An 18,124-nucleotide genomic window follows, 5' to 3' on the forward strand; every position below is an offset into this window, starting at 1 on the left:
CGGCGTGGACGAGCAGACCGACCGGCCCGAAGGGGGCGACCGGTGACCGTGCCCGCCGTGAACCGCATCGAGCACGACGGATGCAGTCTCATCGCCGGAGCCGCCGAGTGCGGCTGCCCGGCCGACGCCGCGCGCCTGGGTCCGGGCCGCATCGAGGCCCGCGCGCGCGACATGTTCATCTGGCAGCAGAAGGCGCCGCCCGCCGGACGCGCCGCCGCCCGCCGGGGCATCGACGGCCTCCTCGCGCACGCGCGCACGCACGGTCCCTCCGACCTCGTCGCCGAGCTGGTGCGGATGTCGGCGCTGCTGCGGATCATGGAGGAGGACCCGGTCCACCTCGTCGAGATCGACGCCCTGCTCGACGCCTACGCCGAGATCGCCGAGCTCGCCGACGACGCCTGCCGGCTCGCCGAGGTCGCCGTGCTCCGCGCCCACCGCTCGGTGATCTTCGACCACGGCGACGCCGCGCTGCCCGACACCGCGGCCGCGCTCGCGATCCTGGCCGACATCGGCGACCCGGTCCCCGGGCAGGGCGGCCTCGCCTGGACCCAGCGGATGTCGCGCACGCTCAACGGGCTGCTGCTGGTGCTGCTCAAGCTCGGCGCGCACGAGCTCGCCGACGAGGTGTCGCAGCGCGCGGTGGCCGTCGCCGAGTCCGGCAGCGGCCCGATCGACCGGCTCATCCACCAGCTCAACCGCGTGCGGCTGCAGCTGTCGTGGGCGCTGCGGCTCGAGCGCGGCGGGCGCGAGGCCGCCGCGGCCACGCGGTTCGTCGCCGCCGCCCAGATCGCGCACATCGCGGCGCGGCTGTGGACCGACGCCCGCGAGCGGCACGCCGGCATCGGGCTGCCTCCCGTCGAGGAGTGCATCGTCGTCGGCGCCGCCTACGCGATGCAGCACCCCGGCCCGCAGCACCTGCAGCGCCTGGACCGCCTGGGGCGCACGGCCTTCCTGCTCGACGACCGCATCCTGCTGGCCATCGCCGCCGCCCGCTGCCACATGAAGGACGGGAGCCCGTTCGACGCCGTGCGCGCCCTGGAGCCGCTGCGCGCCGAGCTGTTCGCGCGCGACGGGTCCGAGCCGCTGCTCGCCCTCGCGCTGCACCGGGAGTTCGCCCGCGTCGAGGGCGCCACCCGCGGCGACGTGCCGCGCTCCCCCGGCCTGGAGCACTACTCCGCCGCGCTCGAGGACGAGCTGTGGGCGCTGCGCGAGGCCCGGCTGCTGGCGCTGCGCAGCCACTCCGAGCACCACCGGCTCACCCGCGAGCACGGCGCCGTCGCCGCGCAGGCCCTGCAGGACCCGCTCACCGGCCTGCCCAACCGGCGCGCGCTCGACCTGCGCCTGGCCGAGGAGATGGGCGCGTCCACCAGCCAGCCGTGCGCGGTGGCGCTGGTCGACCTCGACCGCTTCAAGGACGTCAACGACGCCCGCTCGCACGCCGCGGGCGACCGCGCCCTGCGGGCCGTCGCGGCCTGCCTGCGCACCACGCTGCGCGCCCCCGACATGGTCGCGCGCTACGGCGGCGACGAGTTCGTCGTCGTCATGCCGGCCACGCCGCTGCCGGTGGCCCGCGCGGCGCTGCTGCGGGCCGCGGAGGCGGTCGCGAGCCTGCCCCAGGACGTCGCCGCGGGCGTCACGATGTCGGCGGGAGTGGTCCGCGCCCCGCTCGACGGCGACCCGTCCGCCGCGCTGGCCGGGGCCGACGCCGCGATGTACCGGGCCAAGCACCAGGGCGGCAACGCGGTCGTCATCGGGGCGGTGCCCACGGGCGACATTCCGGCGGGGCCCGTCGAGCGCACCGGGAGGCTGCGCCGGGTGATGTCGCAGGTCGGGTCCGGCCCGGGCCGGTCCGCCCGGGCCGGGGCACCGCCCGGGCCGCCGGAGACGGCCGGGCTGTAGGCGCCCGCTCCCGGACGGAAGACCCGCTCAGGCCAGGCGCGTCATGTCGACGGTCACGTCGAGCGCGGCCGCCGTGCCCCCGGAGTAGATGCCCTTGAGCGGCGGCACGTCGGAGTAGTCGCGGCCCACCGCGACCCAGACGTGGCGGTGCCCGATCTCGATGTCGTTGGTCGGGTCGTAGCCCCACCACCCGCCGGTCCACGCCTCGATCCAGGCGTGGCTCTCCCCCGTGACGGTCTGGCGGACCTCGGTCTCCGCGCGCGGCAGCAGGTACCCCGAGACGTAGCGCGCCGGGATGCCCATCTCGCGCAGCAGCAGCAGCGTGAGGTGCGCGAAGTCCTGGCAGACGCCCTTGCGCGTCTCCCACGCCTCCACCGCGTTGGTGTGCACGCCGGTGGTGCCGGCCTGGTAGGTGAGGTGCTCGCGGACCCAGCGGCACGCGGCGAGCACGGCGTCGGCGGGGTCCTTGCCGCGCTTGAGCGCCTTGGCCGCGCGGGAGAGGTCGCGGTTGCGCACGACGTAGTCGGTGAACTCGAGGGTCTCGGTGAACCGGTCGCGCGCCGGCTCCCCCGCGAGCTCCTCCCAGGTGGCCGACCGCGCGGGCGCCAGCGCGTCGGCCGTCTCCACGACCGAGGTGGCGGTGACGGCGAGCTCGGTGTGCGGTGCGTGCAGGTCGAACGCGGTGACCGTGGTACCCCAGTAGTCGGAGTACCGGTAGGACCGCGTGGGCGGCACCGTCTCCACCCGGCTGACGATGACGTTCTGCCGGCTGTCGCTGCGCGGGGTCAGCCGCACCTCGTTGTAGGACTCGTGGACGGGCGCGGCGTACCGGTAGCCCGTCTCGTGCACGACGCGGATCCGCCAGCCCATCAGGAGACCTCCGGTGCGGTCCAGGCGACCCAGGGGGCGGCGTGGAAGTACTGCAGCGACACGGCCTCGCCGACGTCGCGGATGGTCGCCTGCAGGCCCATGAGCTGGGTCGGCAGGTCGTCGAGGAGCTCCTCGGGACGCAGGAACTCCAGCTCGGAGCGGGCCCGGCCGAGCAGGCGCAGCGCCTCGGCCTTGGCCCCGATCCGGGCGGTGGGCCGGTTGTCGAGGTCGGCCAGGCACGTCTCGGCCTGGCGCAGCGCGTGGAACACCGACCGCGGGAACAGCTTGTCCATGAGCAGGAACTGCACGACACGCGTGGCGTCGAGCGCGCCGCGGTAGGTGCGCAGGTAGGTGTCGGCGGCGCCCGCGCTGCGGAGCACGGTGAGCCAGCCGGGGCTCGACATGCGGTCCGAGACCCGGGACAGCAGCAGCCGCACCACCATGTCGACGCGCTCGACGGAGCGGCCGAGCAGGTAGAACCGCCAGCTGTCGTCGCGGCTCATCGTCGACGCCGCGAGGCCGGAGAACATGGCCGCGCGGTCCTCGACGTAGGAGAAGAACGCGTGCGGGCCCACCCAGCGGGCGTAGCGCTGCCGCTCGGGCAGCGCGTTCCAGGTGGCGTTGAGGCACTCCCACATCTCCGACGACACGACCTCGCGCGCGCCGCGGGCGTTCTCCCGGGCGCTCGAGACGGACGCGACGATCGACCCGGCCTGGTCCGCGGAGTAGCCGACGAGCTCGGTGAGCGACCACGCGTCGAGCGGGTCGCCCTCCGGCGCCTCGACGCCGAGCACCGCGAGCAGCGTGCGTGCGGTGGTGTCGGGGTCGACGGTGGCGTCCTCCAGGAGCTGGTGGACCGAGACGTCGAGGATGCGGGCGGTGTCGTCGGCGCGCTCGACGTAGCGCCCGATCCAGTACAGCGACTCGGCGTTGCGGGCTAACATGCGGCTTCGCCGCCCGTGAGCGGCAACCCGGGCCCTGGCAACGGTTGCCACTCACGACCTTGTTGCTGTTGTTGCTGCTGCTGCTGGCCGATCGTCAGCTCGGGGCCGTGCTCGGCGGCGGGCGAGCCGGCCGGCGACGCGACCGCCAGCCCGCGCTGGCCCAGCTCCCGCTCGGCCTCGGGCGAGCGCTGCGCGGCGAGCACCCAGGTGTCCTTGCTGCCGCCGCCCTGGCTGGAGTTGACGACCAGGCTCCCCTTCGGCAGCGCGACGCGCGTCAGGCCGCCGGGCAGCACGAACACGCTCTCCCCGTCGTTGACGGCGAACGGCCGGAGGTCGACGTGGCGCGGCACCAGCCGGTCGTCGACCTTCGTCGGCACGGTCGAGAGCTGCACCACCGGCTGCGCGATCCAGCCGCGCGGGTCGTCGCGGATCTCCTTGCGGGCGGCCGCGAGCTGGGAGCGGGAGGCGTTGGGACCGAACAGGATCCCGTAGCCGCCGGAGCCCTCGACGGGCTTGAGCACCAGCTCGTCGAGCCGGTCGAGCACGTGCCCGCACTCGTCGTCGAGCCAGCAGCGGAAGGTGTCGACGTTGGGCAGCAGCGGCTTCTCCCCGAGGTAGTAGGAGATCATCTCCGGGACGTAGGTGTAGACGAGCTTGTCGTCGCCGACGCCGTTGCCCACCGCGTTGGCGATGACGACGTTGCCCGCGCGGGCCGCGTTCATCACGCCCGCGACGCCGAGCACCGAGCTGGGCTTGAACTGCAGCGGGTCGAGGAACTCGTCGTCGATGCGGCGGTAGATGACGTCGACCTGCTGCTCGCCCTGGGTCGTGCGCATGTAGACGACGTTGTCGCGGCAGAACAGGTCGCGGCCCTCGACGAGCTCCACACCCATCTGCCGCGCGAGAAGCGAGTGCTCGAAGTAGGCGGAGTTGAACACGCCCGGGGTGAGCACGACGACCGTCGGGTCGGCCTCGTTGGCCGCAGCCGCCGAGCGCAGGGCGCGCAGCAGGTGGGTGGAGTAGTCACCGACGGCGCGCACGCGCTGGCGGCTGAACAGGTCGGGGAACACCCGCGCCATCGTGCGGCGGTTCTCCATCACGTACGACACGCCGGAGGGGTTGCGGAGGTTGTCCTCCAGCACCCGGAACGTGCCCGCCTCGTCGCGGACCAGGTCGATCCCGGCGACGTGGATCCGCACGCCGTTCGGCGGGTTCAGCGCGTGCGCGGCGCGGTGGTAGTGCTCGCAGCTGGTGATCAGCCGCCGCGGCAGCACCCCGTCGCGGACGATCTCGGCGTCGCCGTAGATGTCGGCGAGGAACGCCTCCAGCGCCTGCACCCGCTGGACGATGCCCTTCTGCAGCTTCGCCCACTCCCCCGCGGCGATCACGCGCGGCACGATGTCGAGGGGGAAGGGCCGCTCCTGGCCCGACAGCGAGAACGTGATGCCCTGGTCGACGTAGGCGCGGTCGAGGGCCTCGGAGCGCACGGCCAGGTCGGCCGCCGCGGTGGGGGCGATGGCGTCGTGCAGGGCGCGGTAGTGCGACCGGATCCGGCCGTCGGCGTGGAACATCTCGTCGTACGCCCCGGCGTAGGGGCGGTCGGGCTCCAGGTAGCCGTCGAACAGTGCGGAGCCCTCGACCGGATCGGCCGGTGCGACCGGCTCCGCGGAGCCCGCGCTCCGCTCGGTGGCCCTGGCGGCCGCGGGGCGACGGCGCTCGGTTGCGCGGCTCACGGTCCTCCTCGCCGCGGCCGCGGGGTGCGGCCGACGATGGTCATCCTCGCCCAGCGCGGCGCGCCCGAGCCAGTTCGGGATGCTACGGCCACGTAACGGCACGTAGTGTCCGCGCGGTGGACGGGCGCAGTGGGTGGATCACCGTGGCCGTGGCGTTCACGTCGATGGCCGTCTGCTTCGGCGTCGCCTACAGCTTCGGGGCGTTCTTCGCGCCGATGGCCGCCGAGTTCGGCACCGGCAGCGGGGCCACCTCGCTCGTCTTCGGGGTCACGGCGTGCTGCTGGTTCGTGCTGGGCTCGGTCAGCGGCCGCGCGGTCGACCGGTTCGGGCCGCGGCCGGTGCTGCTGGTCGCGGCGCTCGCGCTGGGCACCGGGCTGCTCGTCACGGCGGCGGTGCGCGACCTGTGGATCGGCTACCTCACCTACGGGCTCGGCGTCGGGATCGCGGTGGCGTGCGGGTACGTGCCGATGGTCGCGATAGTCGGGGCCTGGTTCGAGCGGCGGCGGGCGATCGCGCTCGCCGTCGCGGTGTCCGGCATCGGGATCGGGACGCTGGCCGGCGCGCCGCTGGCCGCGGCCCTGATCGACGCCGTCGGCTGGCGGCAGACGCACGTCGTGTTCGGGATCGGGGGCGCGGCGCTGCTGCTGGTGTGCGCGCTCGTCGTGCGCCGCCCGCCCGCGCCCACCTCGGGCCCGTCGATGCCCGTCGGCGAGCTCGTGCGGACCGTCGCGTTCCGCTCGATGTACGCCGCCACGCTGCTGTCCTCGCTCGCGCTGTTCGTGCCGTTCGTGTTCCTGCCCGCCACCGCGCTCGCCCTCGGCTCGTCGGCGGTGGCCGCGGCCGCGCTCGTCGGCGTCATCGGGGTGTCGAGCGTCGTCGGGCGCCTCGCGATGGGCACGGTGGCGGAGCGGTTCGGGCGGATCGCCACGTTCCGCGCGTCCTTCGCGGTGCTCGGCGCGAGCTTCGGGATCTGGTTCGTCGGCGGCTCCTACCCGGTGCTCGTGGCCTTCGCCGTGGTGCTGGGCGTGGGCTACGGCGGGTGGATCGCGCTGCAGCCCGCCGTCATCGCCGAGCTGTTCGGGCTGCGCGGCCTCGGCGGCGTCGTCGGTCTCGTCTACACCTCCGGCGGGATCGGCGCGCTGCTCGGCGCCCCCGTGGCCGGTGTGCTGGTCGACGTCACCGGTGGCTACGGGTGGGCGATCGCGTTCGCGGGCGTGTGCGGGGTGGGGTCCTTCCTCGCGCTGATCCCGCTGAGGGGTCCTGCACGGGGTGATGTCGTGTCCGCGGAGACCCGGCTGTAGCATGGACCGTCGAGCGCCCGGCGTGATGTGTGAAACCGCCGCCAGGGCCTTCCGACAGACACCAGCGGCAGGAAGAACCGAGGCACAGCGCGTGGCGAACATCAAGTCCCAGATCAAGCGGGTCAAGACCAACGAGAAGGCGCGTCAGCGCAACAAGTCGGTCAAGTCCGCGGTCCGCACCGCGGTGCGCCGCTTCCGCGAGGCCGCGGCCGCCGGTGAGACCGACAAGGCCGTCGAGCTGCAGCGCGCCGCCGCCAAGGCGCTGGACAAGGCCGCCAGCAAGGGCGTCATCCACAGGAACCAGGCGGCCAACCGCAAGTCGGCGATGGCCAAGAAGGTCACCACCGCCGCCTGATCACGGCATCCACGACGGCGTCGTCCCTGCGGGGGCGGCGCCGTCGTGGTGTTCCCGGGTGCCGCACGCACCCTGCGCCTCAGCGCAGGCCGCGCGCCGCGCAGAGCAGCAGGACCGCCCGCTCCAGCGCGTAGGCCGGCTCCGGTGACGCGCCCTTGACGTCGGCGTTGAGCTGCGCGGTGAGCGCCACGGCGTCGGCGAGGGCCTCGGGCCGCCACGAGCGCACCTGGCCCTGTGCCTTGCGGACCTTCCACGGCGGCATGCCCAGCGCCCCGGCCAGCCGGTTGGGGTCGCCGCGTCCCGCCGAGCCGACCTTGGCCAGCGTGCGCACGGCGTCGGCCAGTGCGTCGGCCACCAGCACCGGCGGCACGCCGAGCACGAGCGCCCACCGCAGCGCCTCCAGCGCCCCAGCACGGTCGCCCGCCACGACCTTGTCGGCCACGGCGAACCCCGTGGTCTCGGCCCGGCCGCGGTGGTAGCGGCGCACGGCCTTCTCGTCGACGGTGCCGCCGGTGTCGGCCACGAGCTGGCCCGCCGCGGAGGCCAGCTCTCGCAGGTCGGAGCCGACCGCCTCGATCAGCACGCCCACGGCATCGGGCGCGATCTTCCCGCCCGCCCGGCGGACCTCGGAACGCACGAAGTCGGCGCGCTCCTCGGGCCGCGTCAGCCGGTCGCACCGGACGACCGTGGCGCCCTTCGCCCTGAGCGTGTCGGCGAGGGCCTTGTTGCGGGCGCCCCCCGCGTGCGTGACGACCAGCGTGATGCCGTCGGCCACGTCGGCCGCTTGCTCCGCGATCGCCGTGGCCAGCTCCTTGCCGGCCTCGTGCGCGGACGCGACGACGACGACCCGGGCGTCGGCGAACAGGGAGGGGCTCAGGGCGTCGGCCAGGTCGACCGGCGACAGCTCGCCGGCGCGGTAGCGGCGCAGCTCCGCCCCCGCCTCGCCGGCGCGCACCTCCGCCGCGACGTCCTGCACGGCGCGTTCGACCAGCAGTTCCTCCTCGCCGAGGACGAGCCGGACCGGTGCGGGAGCCACGCCCGCCATCGTCGCGCACGGCACCGACAGCCGGTGATCCGGCTCCCACATGGCGGACAGGGGTTGGGATCGGGGTCACCCGTGTCGTAACGTCGGCCCCACAACTGCACATGGCTCATCCAGAGGGGCAGAGGGAACGGCCCGTTGAAGCCCCGGCAACCGGCGAGACACGCACCAGCGGCGTGCTCGATCACGGTGCCAATTCCGACCCGCACGGTGCGGGGAAGATGAGGAGATCTTCGATGTCGCTGCTCGCTGTGCCGTCCCTTCCCGGGGCTGCGTCCACGCCCACGTCCACCTTCGATCTGGGCCCCGCTCGCACCCTGTCCTGCCGGGAGTGCGGCCACCGCATCCCGCTCGCCGCCGAGTTCGCCTGCCCCCAGTGCTTCGGCCCCCTCGAGGTCGCCTACGAGTTCGGCGACGTCACGCGCGCCTCCATCGAGGCCGGCCCGCAGTCGATCTGGCGCTACCGCGGCCTGCTGCCCGTGCCCAGCACCGTGCAGGACGTGCCGAACACCGAGCCGGGCATGACCCGCCTCATCAAGGCCGACCGCCTCGGGGCCGCGCTCGGCATCCGCAACCTGTGGGTCAAGGACGACACCGGTAACCCGACGCACTCGTTCAAGGACCGCGTCGTCGCCGTCGCGCTGGCCGCGGCCCGCGAGCTCGGCTTCACCGTCCTGTGCTGCCCCTCCACCGGCAACCTCGCCAACGCCGTGGCCGCCGCGGCCGCCCGCGCCGGGTGGGACTCCGTCGTCCTCATCCCGAAGTCGCTGGAGCAGGCCAAGGTCCTCACCACGGCGGTGTACGACGGCACGCTGCTCGCCGTCGACGGCAACTACGACGACGTCAACCGCCTGGCCACCGAGCTCGCGGCCGAGCACGAGGACTGGGCGTTCGTGAACGTCAACGTCCGGCCCTACTACGCCGAGGGCTCCAAGACCCTCGGCTACGAGGTCGCCGAGCAGCTGGGCTGGCGCCTGCCGGAGCAGATCGTGGTGCCGGTGGCCTCGGGCTCGCAGCTCACCAAGGTGGACAAGGGCTTCCAGGAGTTCGGCTCGCTCGGGCTCGTCGAGGCCACGCCGTACACGATCTTCGGCGCCCAGGCCACCGGCTGCTCGCCGGTCGCGAAGGCCTTCGACGACGGCCACGACTGGATCCAGCCCGTGCGGCCGGACACCATCGCCCGCTCGCTCGCGATCGGCAACCCCGCCGACGGCCCGTACGTCCTCGACGCCGTGCGCCGCACCGGTGGCGCGGTCGGGCACGTCAGCGACGAGGAGGTCGTCGAGGGCATCAGGCTGCTCGCCCGCACCGAGGGCGTGTTCGCCGAGACCGCCGGCGGGGTCACCGTGGCCACCACCCGCAAGCTGCTCGCCGAGGGCAAGCTCGACCCCGACGCCGAGACCGTCCTGCTGATCACCGGCGACGGCCTCAAGACCCTCGACGCCGTGGCCGGGCAGATCGGCCCGACCGCGACGGTGCCCTCCACCAGCGCGGCGGTGCGCGAGGCGCTCGAGAACCGCTGAGGCGCACGCGGCGGCGGCGGGCCGGCAACGGGTCGCCCCGCCGCACCAGCTCGGCCGTGCCCGTGCCGTCGGGCCCGAGCACGGCGACGTCCCCGGCCTGGTCGGTGCGGGCCACCGCGACCCCGGCGCGCTCCAGCCCGGACATCAGCCCCGGGTCGGGGTGGCGGTAGCTGTTGCCCTGCCCGACGCTCACCAGCACCGCGCGCGGTGCGACCGCGTCGAGGAACTCGACACTGGTGTAGCGGCTGCCGTGGTGCGGCATCTTCAGCACGTCGGCGCGCAGGTCGGCCCCCGACGCCACGAGGTCGGCCTGCGCCGCGAGCTCCACGTCGCCGCTGAGCAGGACCGTGCCGGCCGCGGTGTGCGCGCGCAGCACGAGCGACCCGTCGTTCACGGAGGTGCCGTCGTCGGGGTCGAGGTGCGGGTCGGGGCGCAGCGGGCCGAGCACGTCGAGCACGAGACCCGGCCACTCCAGGCGCTGCCCGGCCGCCAGCGACACGACCGCGACGCCGTGCGCGGCCGCCGTCCTTCCCACCCCGGCGAGCCCACCCGTGGGCAGGAGCACCGGCCCGACGGCCACGCCGCCCGTCGACCGCCCGCGCAGGGCGCCGTCGAGCCCGCCGATGTGGTCGGCGTGCAGGTGGCTGAGCACGACCAGCGCGAGGCTCCGCACCCCGAGGCGGTCGAGGCAGGCGTCGACGGGGCCGGTGTCGGGACCGGCGTCGACGAGCACCGCCCGCCCCGGTTCGCCCGTGGCGAGCACGACGGCGTCGCCCTGCCCGACGTCGCACGCCACCACGGCCCACCCGGGTGGCGGCCAGCCCGGCGGCACCACCCGCGTCGGGACCAGCACGAGCGCCAGCCCGAGCAGGACCGCGAGCAGCAGCGCCCGCCCGCGCCGCGCCCGCCAGACCAGGACGAGCACGACGAGGACCGCGGTCAGCAGCAGGCCGCCGGACACGCCGTCGGGCCAGGGCAGCGCCGCGTCCGGCACGGCGGCCGCGCGGTCGGCCACCGCGACCAGCCACCCGGCGAACGGCCACGCCAGCCAGGCGCACATCTGCGCGGCGCCCGCGCTGAGCGGGGAGACGAGCGCGGCCAGCACGCCGAGGACCGTGGCGGGCGCGACGGCGGGCACGGCGAGCAGGTTGGCCAGCACCGCCACCGGTGCGACCTGTCCGGACAGTCCGGCCACCACGGGGGCCGTGGCCAGGAACGCCGCCGCGGGGACGACCAGCGCCTCCGCCGCCCATCCCGGCGCGCCACGCGCCCGCAGCGCCGCCGCCCACCCGGGCGCGACGAGCACCAGCGCGCCCGTGGCCAGCACCGACAGCGCGAACCCCGGGTCGACCGCCAGTGCGGGGTCGACGAGCAGCAGCGCGAGCACGGCGACGGCGAGCGCGGGCACCGCCGAGCGCCCGCGTCCCAGCGCCAGCGCGAGCAGCACCACCGCCCCCATCGCGGCGGCCCGCACGACGCTGGGCGAGGGCCGGGCGAGCACGACGAACCCGAGCACCGCCAGCCCGCCCGCGGCGGCCGACACCCGCGGGTCGGCCCGGAACAGGCGCAGCAGCGCGAGCACGGCCCCGGCGACGATGGCGAGGTTGGCGCCGGACACCGCCGTGAGGTGCGTCAGCCCGGACGCGCGGAAGTCGTCCTGCACCTCGGTGGTCATCCGGGTCGTGTCGCCGACGGCGAGACCGGGCAGCAGCCCTCCGGGCGCCTCGGGCAGCGCGGCGGCGGCGTCGCGCAGGCCGGTGCGCAGGGCGCCGGCGCCGGTCTGCCACCACGGCGGCGGGCCGACGTCGTCGGGCGCACCGCGGACGCGCAGGACGGCGACGGTGAGGTCGGCGCGCCCGGCCGGGGCGAGCAGGCCGTGCGCGGCGAGGGACTGACCGGGCAGCAGCCCGCGCCACTCCTCACCCGGCGCGAGGAGCAGGACCCGGCCGCCGGTGTACCACGTCCCGCCCGCCGCCTCGGCGCGCACGAGCCGGGCCGCCACGAGCACCTGCGGCTCCCCCGGCACGGCCGACCGGATCGGCTTCGGATCATCGGTGGTGACGACGTGCAGAGTGGCCGCCGCCCCGGCCTCCGCCGCTGCGCGCACGGGGTGGCCGGCGACGAGGACGCCGTGCGCCGCGACCACCAGCCCGGCCGCGGCGGCGCACCCGGCGGCGGCGAGGAGCACGGCCGAACGGCGGCGCACCCCGGCCGCCGCGACGACGGCCGCGAGGGCGGTGACGACGGCCGCGGCCACCGGCCCGAGCGCCAGCCCGACGAGGACCACAGCCCAGGCGGCCAGTGCGGCCGGAACCAGGCGCAGGTCTGGCGGGCGGCGGGGGCCGGGTGGGCTCACACGACCACCAGCTCGCGGAGCTGGGCGAACCGCCGCTCGCCGATGCCCTCGATCTCCCGGAGCTGCTCGATGCGGGTGAAGCGGCCGTTGCGCCTGCGCCACTCCAGGATCCGCTGGGCGGTGACCGGCCCGACGCCGGGCAGCGCGTCGAGCTGCGCCTGCGTGGCCGTGTTGAGGTCGACCGGGCCCGTCGTCGCTCCGCCGGCCCCCGCTGCGCCCTCCCCCGGCGCCGCGCCGCCGACGGCGCCGGCGGGCCACGCCGGGGCCGCGTCCACGGCCGCCGGCACCCCGACGGCGATCTGCTCCCCGTCGAGGACGCGGCGGGCCAGGTTGAGCGTGGAGAGGTCGGTTCCGGGCAGCGCCCCGCCCGCAGCCTCCAGCGCGTCGGCCACGCGGGAGCCGTCGGGCACCTCGACCAGGCCCGGCCGCGCGACCTTCCCGGACACGCTGAGCACCAGCGGCCCGCTCGGCGCCGCGGTCGTGGGAGCTGCGGACGGCCCGACCACCGGAGCGGGTGCCTCCGGCGCGGACGTCACCACCACCGCGGGCAGCGCCGCCACCGGCTCGGACCGCGGCCGGTCGAGCCACACCCCCGCGGCGGCGACCGCCGCGGCCAGCGCCGCCACCAGGGCCAGCGCGGTGGCGCCGGGCCGCCCGGGATCGACGCGCGCCCCGCGCCAGGCCGCGGGGACGACGGCGGCGACGAGCCGCGCCCGCCACCCCTCCTGCGTCTCGTCGGGGGGCGCGGCACCGCTGCGGTCGGGTCCGGGATCGGGACCCGGATGCGGCGCGAACCCCGCCAGCAGCAGCGGCACCGTCGGCGGGTCGACGGAGCCGACCGGCTCCCGCAGGGCCGGCGGCCACGCCCCACCGGGCGGCATGCGCTCGGGCACCGACCCGACCGCCGCCGCGAGCCGGCCGCCGGGGTCTCCTCGTCTGGCCACCCCCCGACGCTAGGACCGGATCGGCCCCGCGGACGGACGAGCCGTTCCCCTGTGGACGGAGCGGGCCCGATGTGGACAACTCCCCCGTGACGACCCGTGGGCGGGTCGGCCGCCTGCCACGATCGAGCGGCGGCCGGGCCTCAGCCCGTGCCGACCGCCGGTGCCGGCGGCTCCCCCGGCACCACCACGACCCCGAGCACCCCGAGGCCCACGTGCGCACCGATCACCGCTCCCACCTCGCTCACCAGCAGCCGGGCGATCCGCGGCACCCGCTCCCGCAGCCGCGCGGCCACCTCCTCGGCCCGCGCCGCCGCCCCGAGGTGGTGCACCGCCAGGTCGACGGGGCCGTCGCCGGCCGCCCGCACCGCCAGGTCGACGAGCCGCTGCGCCGCCCGCGCCGTGGTCCGCACCTTCTCCAGCGGCACGATCCGGCCCTGCACGACGTGCAGCAGCGGCTTCACCGCGAGCGCCGTGCCCAGCAGTGCGGCGGCGGCGCCGATGCGTCCCCCGCGGCGCAGCCGGTCGAGCGTCTCGACGGAGAAGAACACCCGGCAGCGCGCGGCCACGGCGGCCGCGGCCGCCTCGACGTCGGCCCCGGACGCCCCGGCGTCGGCGGCGTCGGCGGCGGCCAGCACCGCGTACCCGAGCCCCATCGCGGCCGCCCGCGAGTCGACCACCCGCACCCGGTCCGGCCCGACCTCGTCGGCCGCGATCCGGGCCGCCTCCCACGTGCCCGACAGCTCCCGGGACAGGTGCACCGACACCACCGACGCGGCCCCGGCGTCGAGCGCCTGGCGGTAGCAGTCGGCGAACTGCGCGGGCGTCGGGCGGGAGGTCTGGACGTCGAGCCGGTGGTCGGTGAGCGCCGCGGCGAGCGCGGCGGTGTCGATGTCGATGCCCTCACGGCCGGTGCGCGAGCCGAGGCGCACCTCCAGCGGCACGATCCGCACGCCGCGCTCCTCGGCCACGCCCGGCGGCAGGTACGCGGTGGAGTCGGTGACGATCGCCGTCGGACCGGAGGAAGGGGACACGGGCGGACACTAACCGGCCCGCAGCAGGCCGCGCACGACGTCGGCGCAGGCCCGGCCCACTGCGGCGTGGGCGTCCCAGCCCCAGTGCATGCCGTCGGGGTTGCCGTGGCCGCCCAGGACGTGGTCGCCGACGAGCGCGCGCAGGTCCAGCAGCGGCACCCCGGCGGGTCCCGCCCACGCCCGGATGGCCCGCTCGGCCGCCGGGCGTCCGGGGTGCACGGGCCCGTAGACCGCCGCCCGGTGCACCGGTGGCACCGACGCGACCACGGGGATCCCGGGCCGGATCGCCCGCACGGCCGCGGTCGTGCGCTCCAGGTACTCGACGGTCAGGTGCGGGGGCAGCGCGACGGGCCCGCCGCCGGGCAGCGCCCGCGCGAACGCCCGCGCGAGCCACGGCTGCGCGCGCAGGTACCCGGAGCGGACACGGCGGCGCAGGCCCTCGGGCCGCAGCACCGGGATCAGCTCGCGCAGAGCCGTCGGCAGGGGCGAGGGCAGCGTGTCCATCCCGCCGATGCCGAACACCACCACGTCGACGTGCGGCAGCAGCGTCCACACGTGCGGGTCGTGGGTGAGCGCGTGCCAGGCGTGCCGGGCCGTCCACCCGATCCCCGCGACGAGGTCGGCCCGGCCGCCGAGCGCGGCGGCGGCCACGTTGGGCCACAGCCGCGGCTCGTCGGCGGGCTCGGCGCGGTCGGGGCCGTGGAAGCTCAGCGAGTCGCCGAACACCAGCAGCCGGGGACCCAAGCCCTCAGCCCTCGGTGCCCACGTTGTAGGCGACCAGGCGCCAGCGGGGGTGGTCGGCGCGGCGGGCCAGCGCGGCCCACCGGCAGTTGCCGATACCCCCGATGGCGGGCCACGACTCGATCGGCATGGCCAGCAGCCCGCAGACGAGCCCGGCGATCATGCCGCCGTGCGCCACGAGCACCGCGGTGGACGACTCCGAGCCCTCGGCCAGCGAGTCGTCGAGCTCGTCGACGACGGGCGTGCAGCGCCGGACGACCTCCAGGCGCGACTCGCCCCCGGGCGGTGCCCAGCCCGGGTCCTGGCGCCACACGGCGATGGCGCCGGGCCACTGCTCCTCGATCTCGGGCACCGTGCGGCCCTGCCAGTCGCCCAGGTGCGTCTCGCGCAGCCGCGGGTCGATCTCGACGTCGAGCGAGCACGCCTGGCCGACGACGTCGGCCGTGGCGGCGGCGCGCAGGAGGTCGGAGCTGATCAGCCGCTCGGGCTTGAGCCGCGCCACCTCCGGCGCCACCACGGCGGCCTGGGCGAGGCCCTCGGCCGTGAGGTGGGAGTCGAGGTGGCCCTGCATGCGGCCGGTGGCGTTGTAGTCGGTCTGCCCGTGCCGCAGCAGCACGAGCTGGCGCAGGGTCACTCGACGCCGGTCTCGAGCGGGGGGCCGTCCGGCGTGAGCGCCTCGGGGAACTCGATGCGCGGGCAGTCCTTCCACAGGCGGTCGAGCCCGTAGAACCCGCGCTCCTCGGTGTGCTGGACGTGCACGACGACGTCGACGAAGTCCAGCAGCACCCAGCGGCCCTCGCGGGTGCCCTCGCGCCGGGTCGGCTTGGCGCCGTGCAGCCGCAGCTTCTCCTCGACCTCGTCGACGATCGCCTGCACCTGGCGCTCGTTGGGCGCCGAGGCGATCACGAAGCAGTCGGTGATGACGAGCTGCTCGGACACGTCGAGCACGACGATGTCCTGGGCCTTCTTGTCCGCGGCGGCCGTCACGGCCACCCGGGCCATGTCCAGCGCCTGGTCGGTGGCGGTCACGCGTCCCCTCTCCCGCGGGTGGGGCCACCCGGGTCTCACCCGCCAGTGTCCCAGTCCCCGGTCCGGCCGACCCGACGGGTGGGGGCCGACGAGTCCGGGCGGCGGGGATCGTCTCCCCCTCGACGTCCCGACCACGACCGCCACGATCACCACGGAGCTGCGCATGACGACCACCGGATACGCCCAGGGCGACGGTGTCGCGACCTTCTTCGAGGTGCACGGCACGGGCGACCCGCTCGTCCTGCTGCACGGCGGGCTGCTCACGACCCCGCTCACGTGGGACGCGCTGCTGCCGCGCCTGGCCGCGTCGCGGCAGGTCGTGGCGATCGAGCGGCAGGGCCACGGGCACACCGCCGACACCGGGCGCGAGCTCACCCTGGCGAACCTGGCGGGCGACGTCGTCGCCGTGCTCGACCACCTCGGGCTCCCCCGCGCCGACCTGTTCGGCTTCAGCCTCGGCGCGATGGTCGCCACCGAGACCGCGGTCGCGCACCCCGACCGCGTCGACCGGCTCGTGCTCGCCTCGGTCCCGTTCCGCCCCGAGGGCTACGTCGACCTCGGCGCGTTCCCCGAGCGGATGCCGACCGCCGACGACTTCGCGCTCATGCAGCAGGCCTACACCGACGTCGCCCCCGACCCGACGCACTTCGACGCGTTCGCCGAGAAGGCGAACGTGCTGGTCGGCGGGTTCGCGGGCTGGCCCGTCGAGCAGCTCGCGGCGATCACCGCGCCGACGCTGGTACTCGTCGGCGACACCGACTTCGTCACCGTCGAGCACGCCGCCTGGATGGCCGCGACGGTGCCCGGCGCCGGCCTCGCGGTCCTGCCGCACGCCACGCACATGGACGTCCCGCGGCGGGCCGACGTCGTCGCACCGCTGGTGGAGGAGTTCCTGCGGCGGTGACGCCTACGCGTGCCCCACCAGCGCCGAGATCCGCTCGCGGAACCCGGCCAGGAGCTCGTCGCGCTGGGCGGGCGACATCGTCGTGGGGCGCACCTCGTCGCGCCAGCGGTAGTCCTCGAGCCAGGTGGCGACGGGCAGGGCCTCCCAGCGCAGGCCGCCGGTGCCGACGAACTCGCGCAGCGCGTCGATGCTCTGCGCCGCCGGCGCGGAGCCGCCGGGGCCGTGCGCGGCGCGCAGGGCGGGCAGCTCGGGCAGGTAGAGGTCGCTCTTGGCCAGCGCGAGCACGAGCCAGCGGGGGCGGCGGTGCGCGGCGATCGCCATCTTGAGGTGCGTCAGCGTCTCGTCGAGCTCGGCCTGCTCCTCGCGGCGGTGGTGCTCGACCAGCTCGTCGAGCGACAGCGCGGCGGTGGCCGGCTCGGCGCCGTCCTCGCGCCGGCTGCGGAACCCGTTGGCGACGACGTGCACCACGCCGACGACCGGCTCCGTGTGCAGCAGCCGCGCCAGCGAGGCGTAGCGCACGCCGCCCTCGCCGTGCCCGGGGACGACCCGGAAGCGCACGCCCCGGCCGCGCCACAGCGGCTGGTCGATGTGCTCCTCCTGCTCCGACCGCGCCTGCGACGGCGTGTAGCTGCGCATCCGCGAGCGCTGCAGGTGCTGGGCGAGCACGGTCTTGCCCGAGCCCGCCGCCCCCGTCACCACGACGAGCGGGAACCGCTTGCCCCGGGCCTCGGTGACGGCCCCGAGCGCGTCGCGCCCGGCCTCGGCCGCGAGCCGTGCGAGCCCCGCCGCGGTGCCGATGACGGCCCCGCCCCCGGCCCTGCTGACTGGTCTGGTCACTGCTCCCCCTGCTCCCGGTACAGCCCGCGCTTCGCGATGTACTGCACCACGCCGTCCGGAACGAGGTACCAGACCGGGTGCCCCTCCGCCACGCGGCGGCGGCAGTCGGTGGACGAGATCGCCATCGCCGGCACCTCGACGAGGGTGACCGCGCCCTCGGGCAGGTGGTCGTCCTCGAGCTCGTAACCGGGCCGCGTGACGCCGACGAAGTGGGCGAGGGAGAACAGGTCCTCGACGTCGCGCCAGGACAGGATCGCGCCGAGCGCGTCGGCACCGGTGATGAAGAACAGCGACGCGTCGGGCATCTCCGCGCGCAGGTCGGTCAGCGTGTCCTTGGTGAAGGTGGGGCCGGAGCGGTCGATGTCGACGCGGCTCACCCCGAACCGCGGGTTCGACGCCGTGGCCACGACCGTCATCAGGTAGCGGTCCTCGGCCGGCGTGACCGACCGCGCGCCCTTCTGCCACGGCTGCCCGGTGGGCACGAAGACGACCTCGTCGAGACCGAACAGGTCGGCCACCTCACTGGCGGCCACGAGGTGGCCGTGGTGGATCGGGTCGAACGTCCCGCCCATCACTCCGATCTTGCGCTGCACGGACGAAGCGTAGTGCGCGGGC

The 18,124-nt window shown here is 75.9% G+C and carries 17 protein-coding genes and 1 riboswitch; of the genes, 5 read left to right on the forward strand and 12 right to left on the reverse strand.

What is annotated here, in order from left to right; translation table 11 throughout:
- The first annotated feature begins 57 nt into the window (after positions 1 to 57).
- A complete protein-coding gene (locus I4I82_RS06460) occupies positions 58 to 1,899 on the forward strand; it encodes a GGDEF domain-containing protein (protein WP_218591838.1) in 1,842 nt (613 codons plus the stop codon).
- A gap of 27 nt (positions 1,900 to 1,926) precedes the next feature.
- On the opposite strand, the gene I4I82_RS06465 is transcribed toward I4I82_RS06460, so the two are convergent.
- The 3 genes from I4I82_RS06465 to I4I82_RS06475 are packed head-to-tail and all read right to left on the reverse strand — an operon-like array spanning position 1,927 to position 5,446.
- Positions 1,927 to 2,769, reverse strand: coding sequence for a transglutaminase family protein (locus I4I82_RS06465; RefSeq protein WP_218591837.1), 843 nt, complete (start codon positions 2,767 to 2,769; stop codon positions 1,927 to 1,929).
- Positions 2,769 to 3,713 (reverse strand): alpha-E domain-containing protein, encoded by a 945-nt coding sequence (locus I4I82_RS06470; RefSeq protein WP_218591836.1) that lies wholly within the window; start codon positions 3,711 to 3,713, stop codon positions 2,769 to 2,771. Before I4I82_RS06470 ends, I4I82_RS06465 begins: the two co-directional genes overlap by 1 nt.
- A complete protein-coding gene (locus I4I82_RS06475; protein ID WP_372451480.1) occupies positions 3,707 to 5,446 on the reverse strand; it encodes a circularly permuted type 2 ATP-grasp protein in 1,740 nt (579 codons plus the stop codon). Before I4I82_RS06475 ends, I4I82_RS06470 begins: the two co-directional genes overlap by 7 nt.
- 116 nt (positions 5,447 to 5,562) lie before the next feature.
- Between I4I82_RS06475 and I4I82_RS06480 the strand changes: the two genes are divergently transcribed.
- Positions 5,563 to 6,747 carry an MFS transporter gene (locus tag I4I82_RS06480; RefSeq protein ID WP_218591835.1) on the forward strand — a complete coding sequence of 395 codons (1,185 nt, stop codon included), beginning with the start codon at positions 5,563 to 5,565 and terminating at the stop codon, positions 6,745 to 6,747.
- A 91-nt stretch (positions 6,748 to 6,838) separates the two neighbouring features.
- Positions 6,839 to 7,102 (forward strand): 30S ribosomal protein S20, encoded by a 264-nt coding sequence (rpsT, locus tag I4I82_RS06485; protein ID WP_218591834.1) that lies wholly within the window; start codon positions 6,839 to 6,841, stop codon positions 7,100 to 7,102.
- Positions 7,103 to 7,181: 79 nt separating this feature from the next.
- Here rpsT and holA read toward each other — a convergent pair whose 3' ends face one another.
- On the reverse strand, positions 7,182 to 8,147 hold the full coding sequence (gene holA, locus I4I82_RS06490) for a DNA polymerase III subunit delta (protein ID WP_218591833.1): 966 nt from the start codon (positions 8,145 to 8,147) through the stop codon (positions 7,182 to 7,184).
- 103 nt (positions 8,148 to 8,250) lie between these two features.
- A riboswitch (SAM riboswitch) is annotated at positions 8,251 to 8,372 on the forward strand.
- A gap of 8 nt (positions 8,373 to 8,380) precedes the next feature.
- Here holA and thrC point away from each other — a divergent pair.
- Complete coding sequence (thrC, locus tag I4I82_RS06495; RefSeq protein WP_218591832.1) at positions 8,381 to 9,667, forward strand: threonine synthase; 1,287 nt, start codon at positions 8,381 to 8,383, stop codon at positions 9,665 to 9,667.
- Here the strand turns inward: thrC and I4I82_RS06500 are convergent.
- The 6 genes from I4I82_RS06500 to rsfS all read right to left on the reverse strand — a co-directional run bounded on the left by I4I82_RS06500 (position 9,573) and on the right by rsfS (position 15,768).
- On the reverse strand, positions 9,573 to 12,023 hold the full coding sequence (locus I4I82_RS06500; RefSeq protein ID WP_218591831.1) for a DNA internalization-related competence protein ComEC/Rec2: 2,451 nt from the start codon (positions 12,021 to 12,023) through the stop codon (positions 9,573 to 9,575). The genes thrC and I4I82_RS06500 overlap by 95 nt on opposite strands.
- A complete protein-coding gene (locus I4I82_RS06505; protein ID WP_308112771.1) occupies positions 12,020 to 12,967 on the reverse strand; it encodes a ComEA family DNA-binding protein in 948 nt (315 codons plus the stop codon). The genes I4I82_RS06500 and I4I82_RS06505 overlap by 4 nt, the downstream gene beginning before the upstream one ends.
- A 140-nt stretch (positions 12,968 to 13,107) precedes the next feature.
- On the reverse strand, positions 13,108 to 13,998 hold the full coding sequence (locus tag I4I82_RS06510) for a DegV family protein (protein ID WP_218593825.1): 891 nt from the start codon (positions 13,996 to 13,998) through the stop codon (positions 13,108 to 13,110).
- 9 nt (positions 13,999 to 14,007) lie between these two features.
- Positions 14,008 to 14,742, reverse strand: coding sequence for a diglucosylglycerate octanoyltransferase (gene octT / locus I4I82_RS06515; RefSeq protein WP_218593824.1), 735 nt, complete (start codon positions 14,740 to 14,742; stop codon positions 14,008 to 14,010).
- A gap of 4 nt (positions 14,743 to 14,746) precedes the next feature.
- Positions 14,747 to 15,373, reverse strand: coding sequence for a histidine phosphatase family protein (locus I4I82_RS06520; RefSeq protein WP_218593823.1), 627 nt, complete (start codon positions 15,371 to 15,373; stop codon positions 14,747 to 14,749).
- A complete protein-coding gene (rsfS, locus tag I4I82_RS06525) occupies positions 15,370 to 15,768 on the reverse strand; it encodes a ribosome silencing factor (RefSeq protein ID WP_218593822.1) in 399 nt (132 codons plus the stop codon). The genes I4I82_RS06520 and rsfS overlap by 4 nt, the downstream gene beginning before the upstream one ends.
- Positions 15,769 to 15,931: 163 nt before the next feature.
- Here rsfS and I4I82_RS06530 point away from each other — a divergent pair, with 163 nt between their 5' ends.
- Positions 15,932 to 16,672, forward strand: coding sequence for an alpha/beta fold hydrolase (locus tag I4I82_RS06530; protein WP_218593821.1), 741 nt, complete (start codon positions 15,932 to 15,934; stop codon positions 16,670 to 16,672).
- A gap of 3 nt (positions 16,673 to 16,675) precedes the next feature.
- Here I4I82_RS06530 and I4I82_RS06535 read toward each other — a convergent pair whose 3' ends face one another.
- Complete coding sequence (locus tag I4I82_RS06535; RefSeq protein ID WP_218593820.1) at positions 16,676 to 17,509, reverse strand: hypothetical protein; 834 nt, start codon at positions 17,507 to 17,509, stop codon at positions 16,676 to 16,678.
- The gene (nadD, locus tag I4I82_RS06540; protein ID WP_218593819.1) at positions 17,506 to 18,102 is read right to left on the reverse strand and encodes a nicotinate-nucleotide adenylyltransferase; all 597 of its coding nucleotides are present in this window, start codon (positions 18,100 to 18,102) and stop codon (positions 17,506 to 17,508) included. The genes I4I82_RS06535 and nadD overlap by 4 nt, the downstream gene beginning before the upstream one ends.
- Positions 18,103 to 18,124: the final 22 nt, after the last annotated feature.

The organism is Pseudonocardia oceani (assembly GCF_019263585.2).
GTDB lineage: Bacteria > Actinomycetota > Actinomycetes > Mycobacteriales > Pseudonocardiaceae > Pseudonocardia > Pseudonocardia oceani.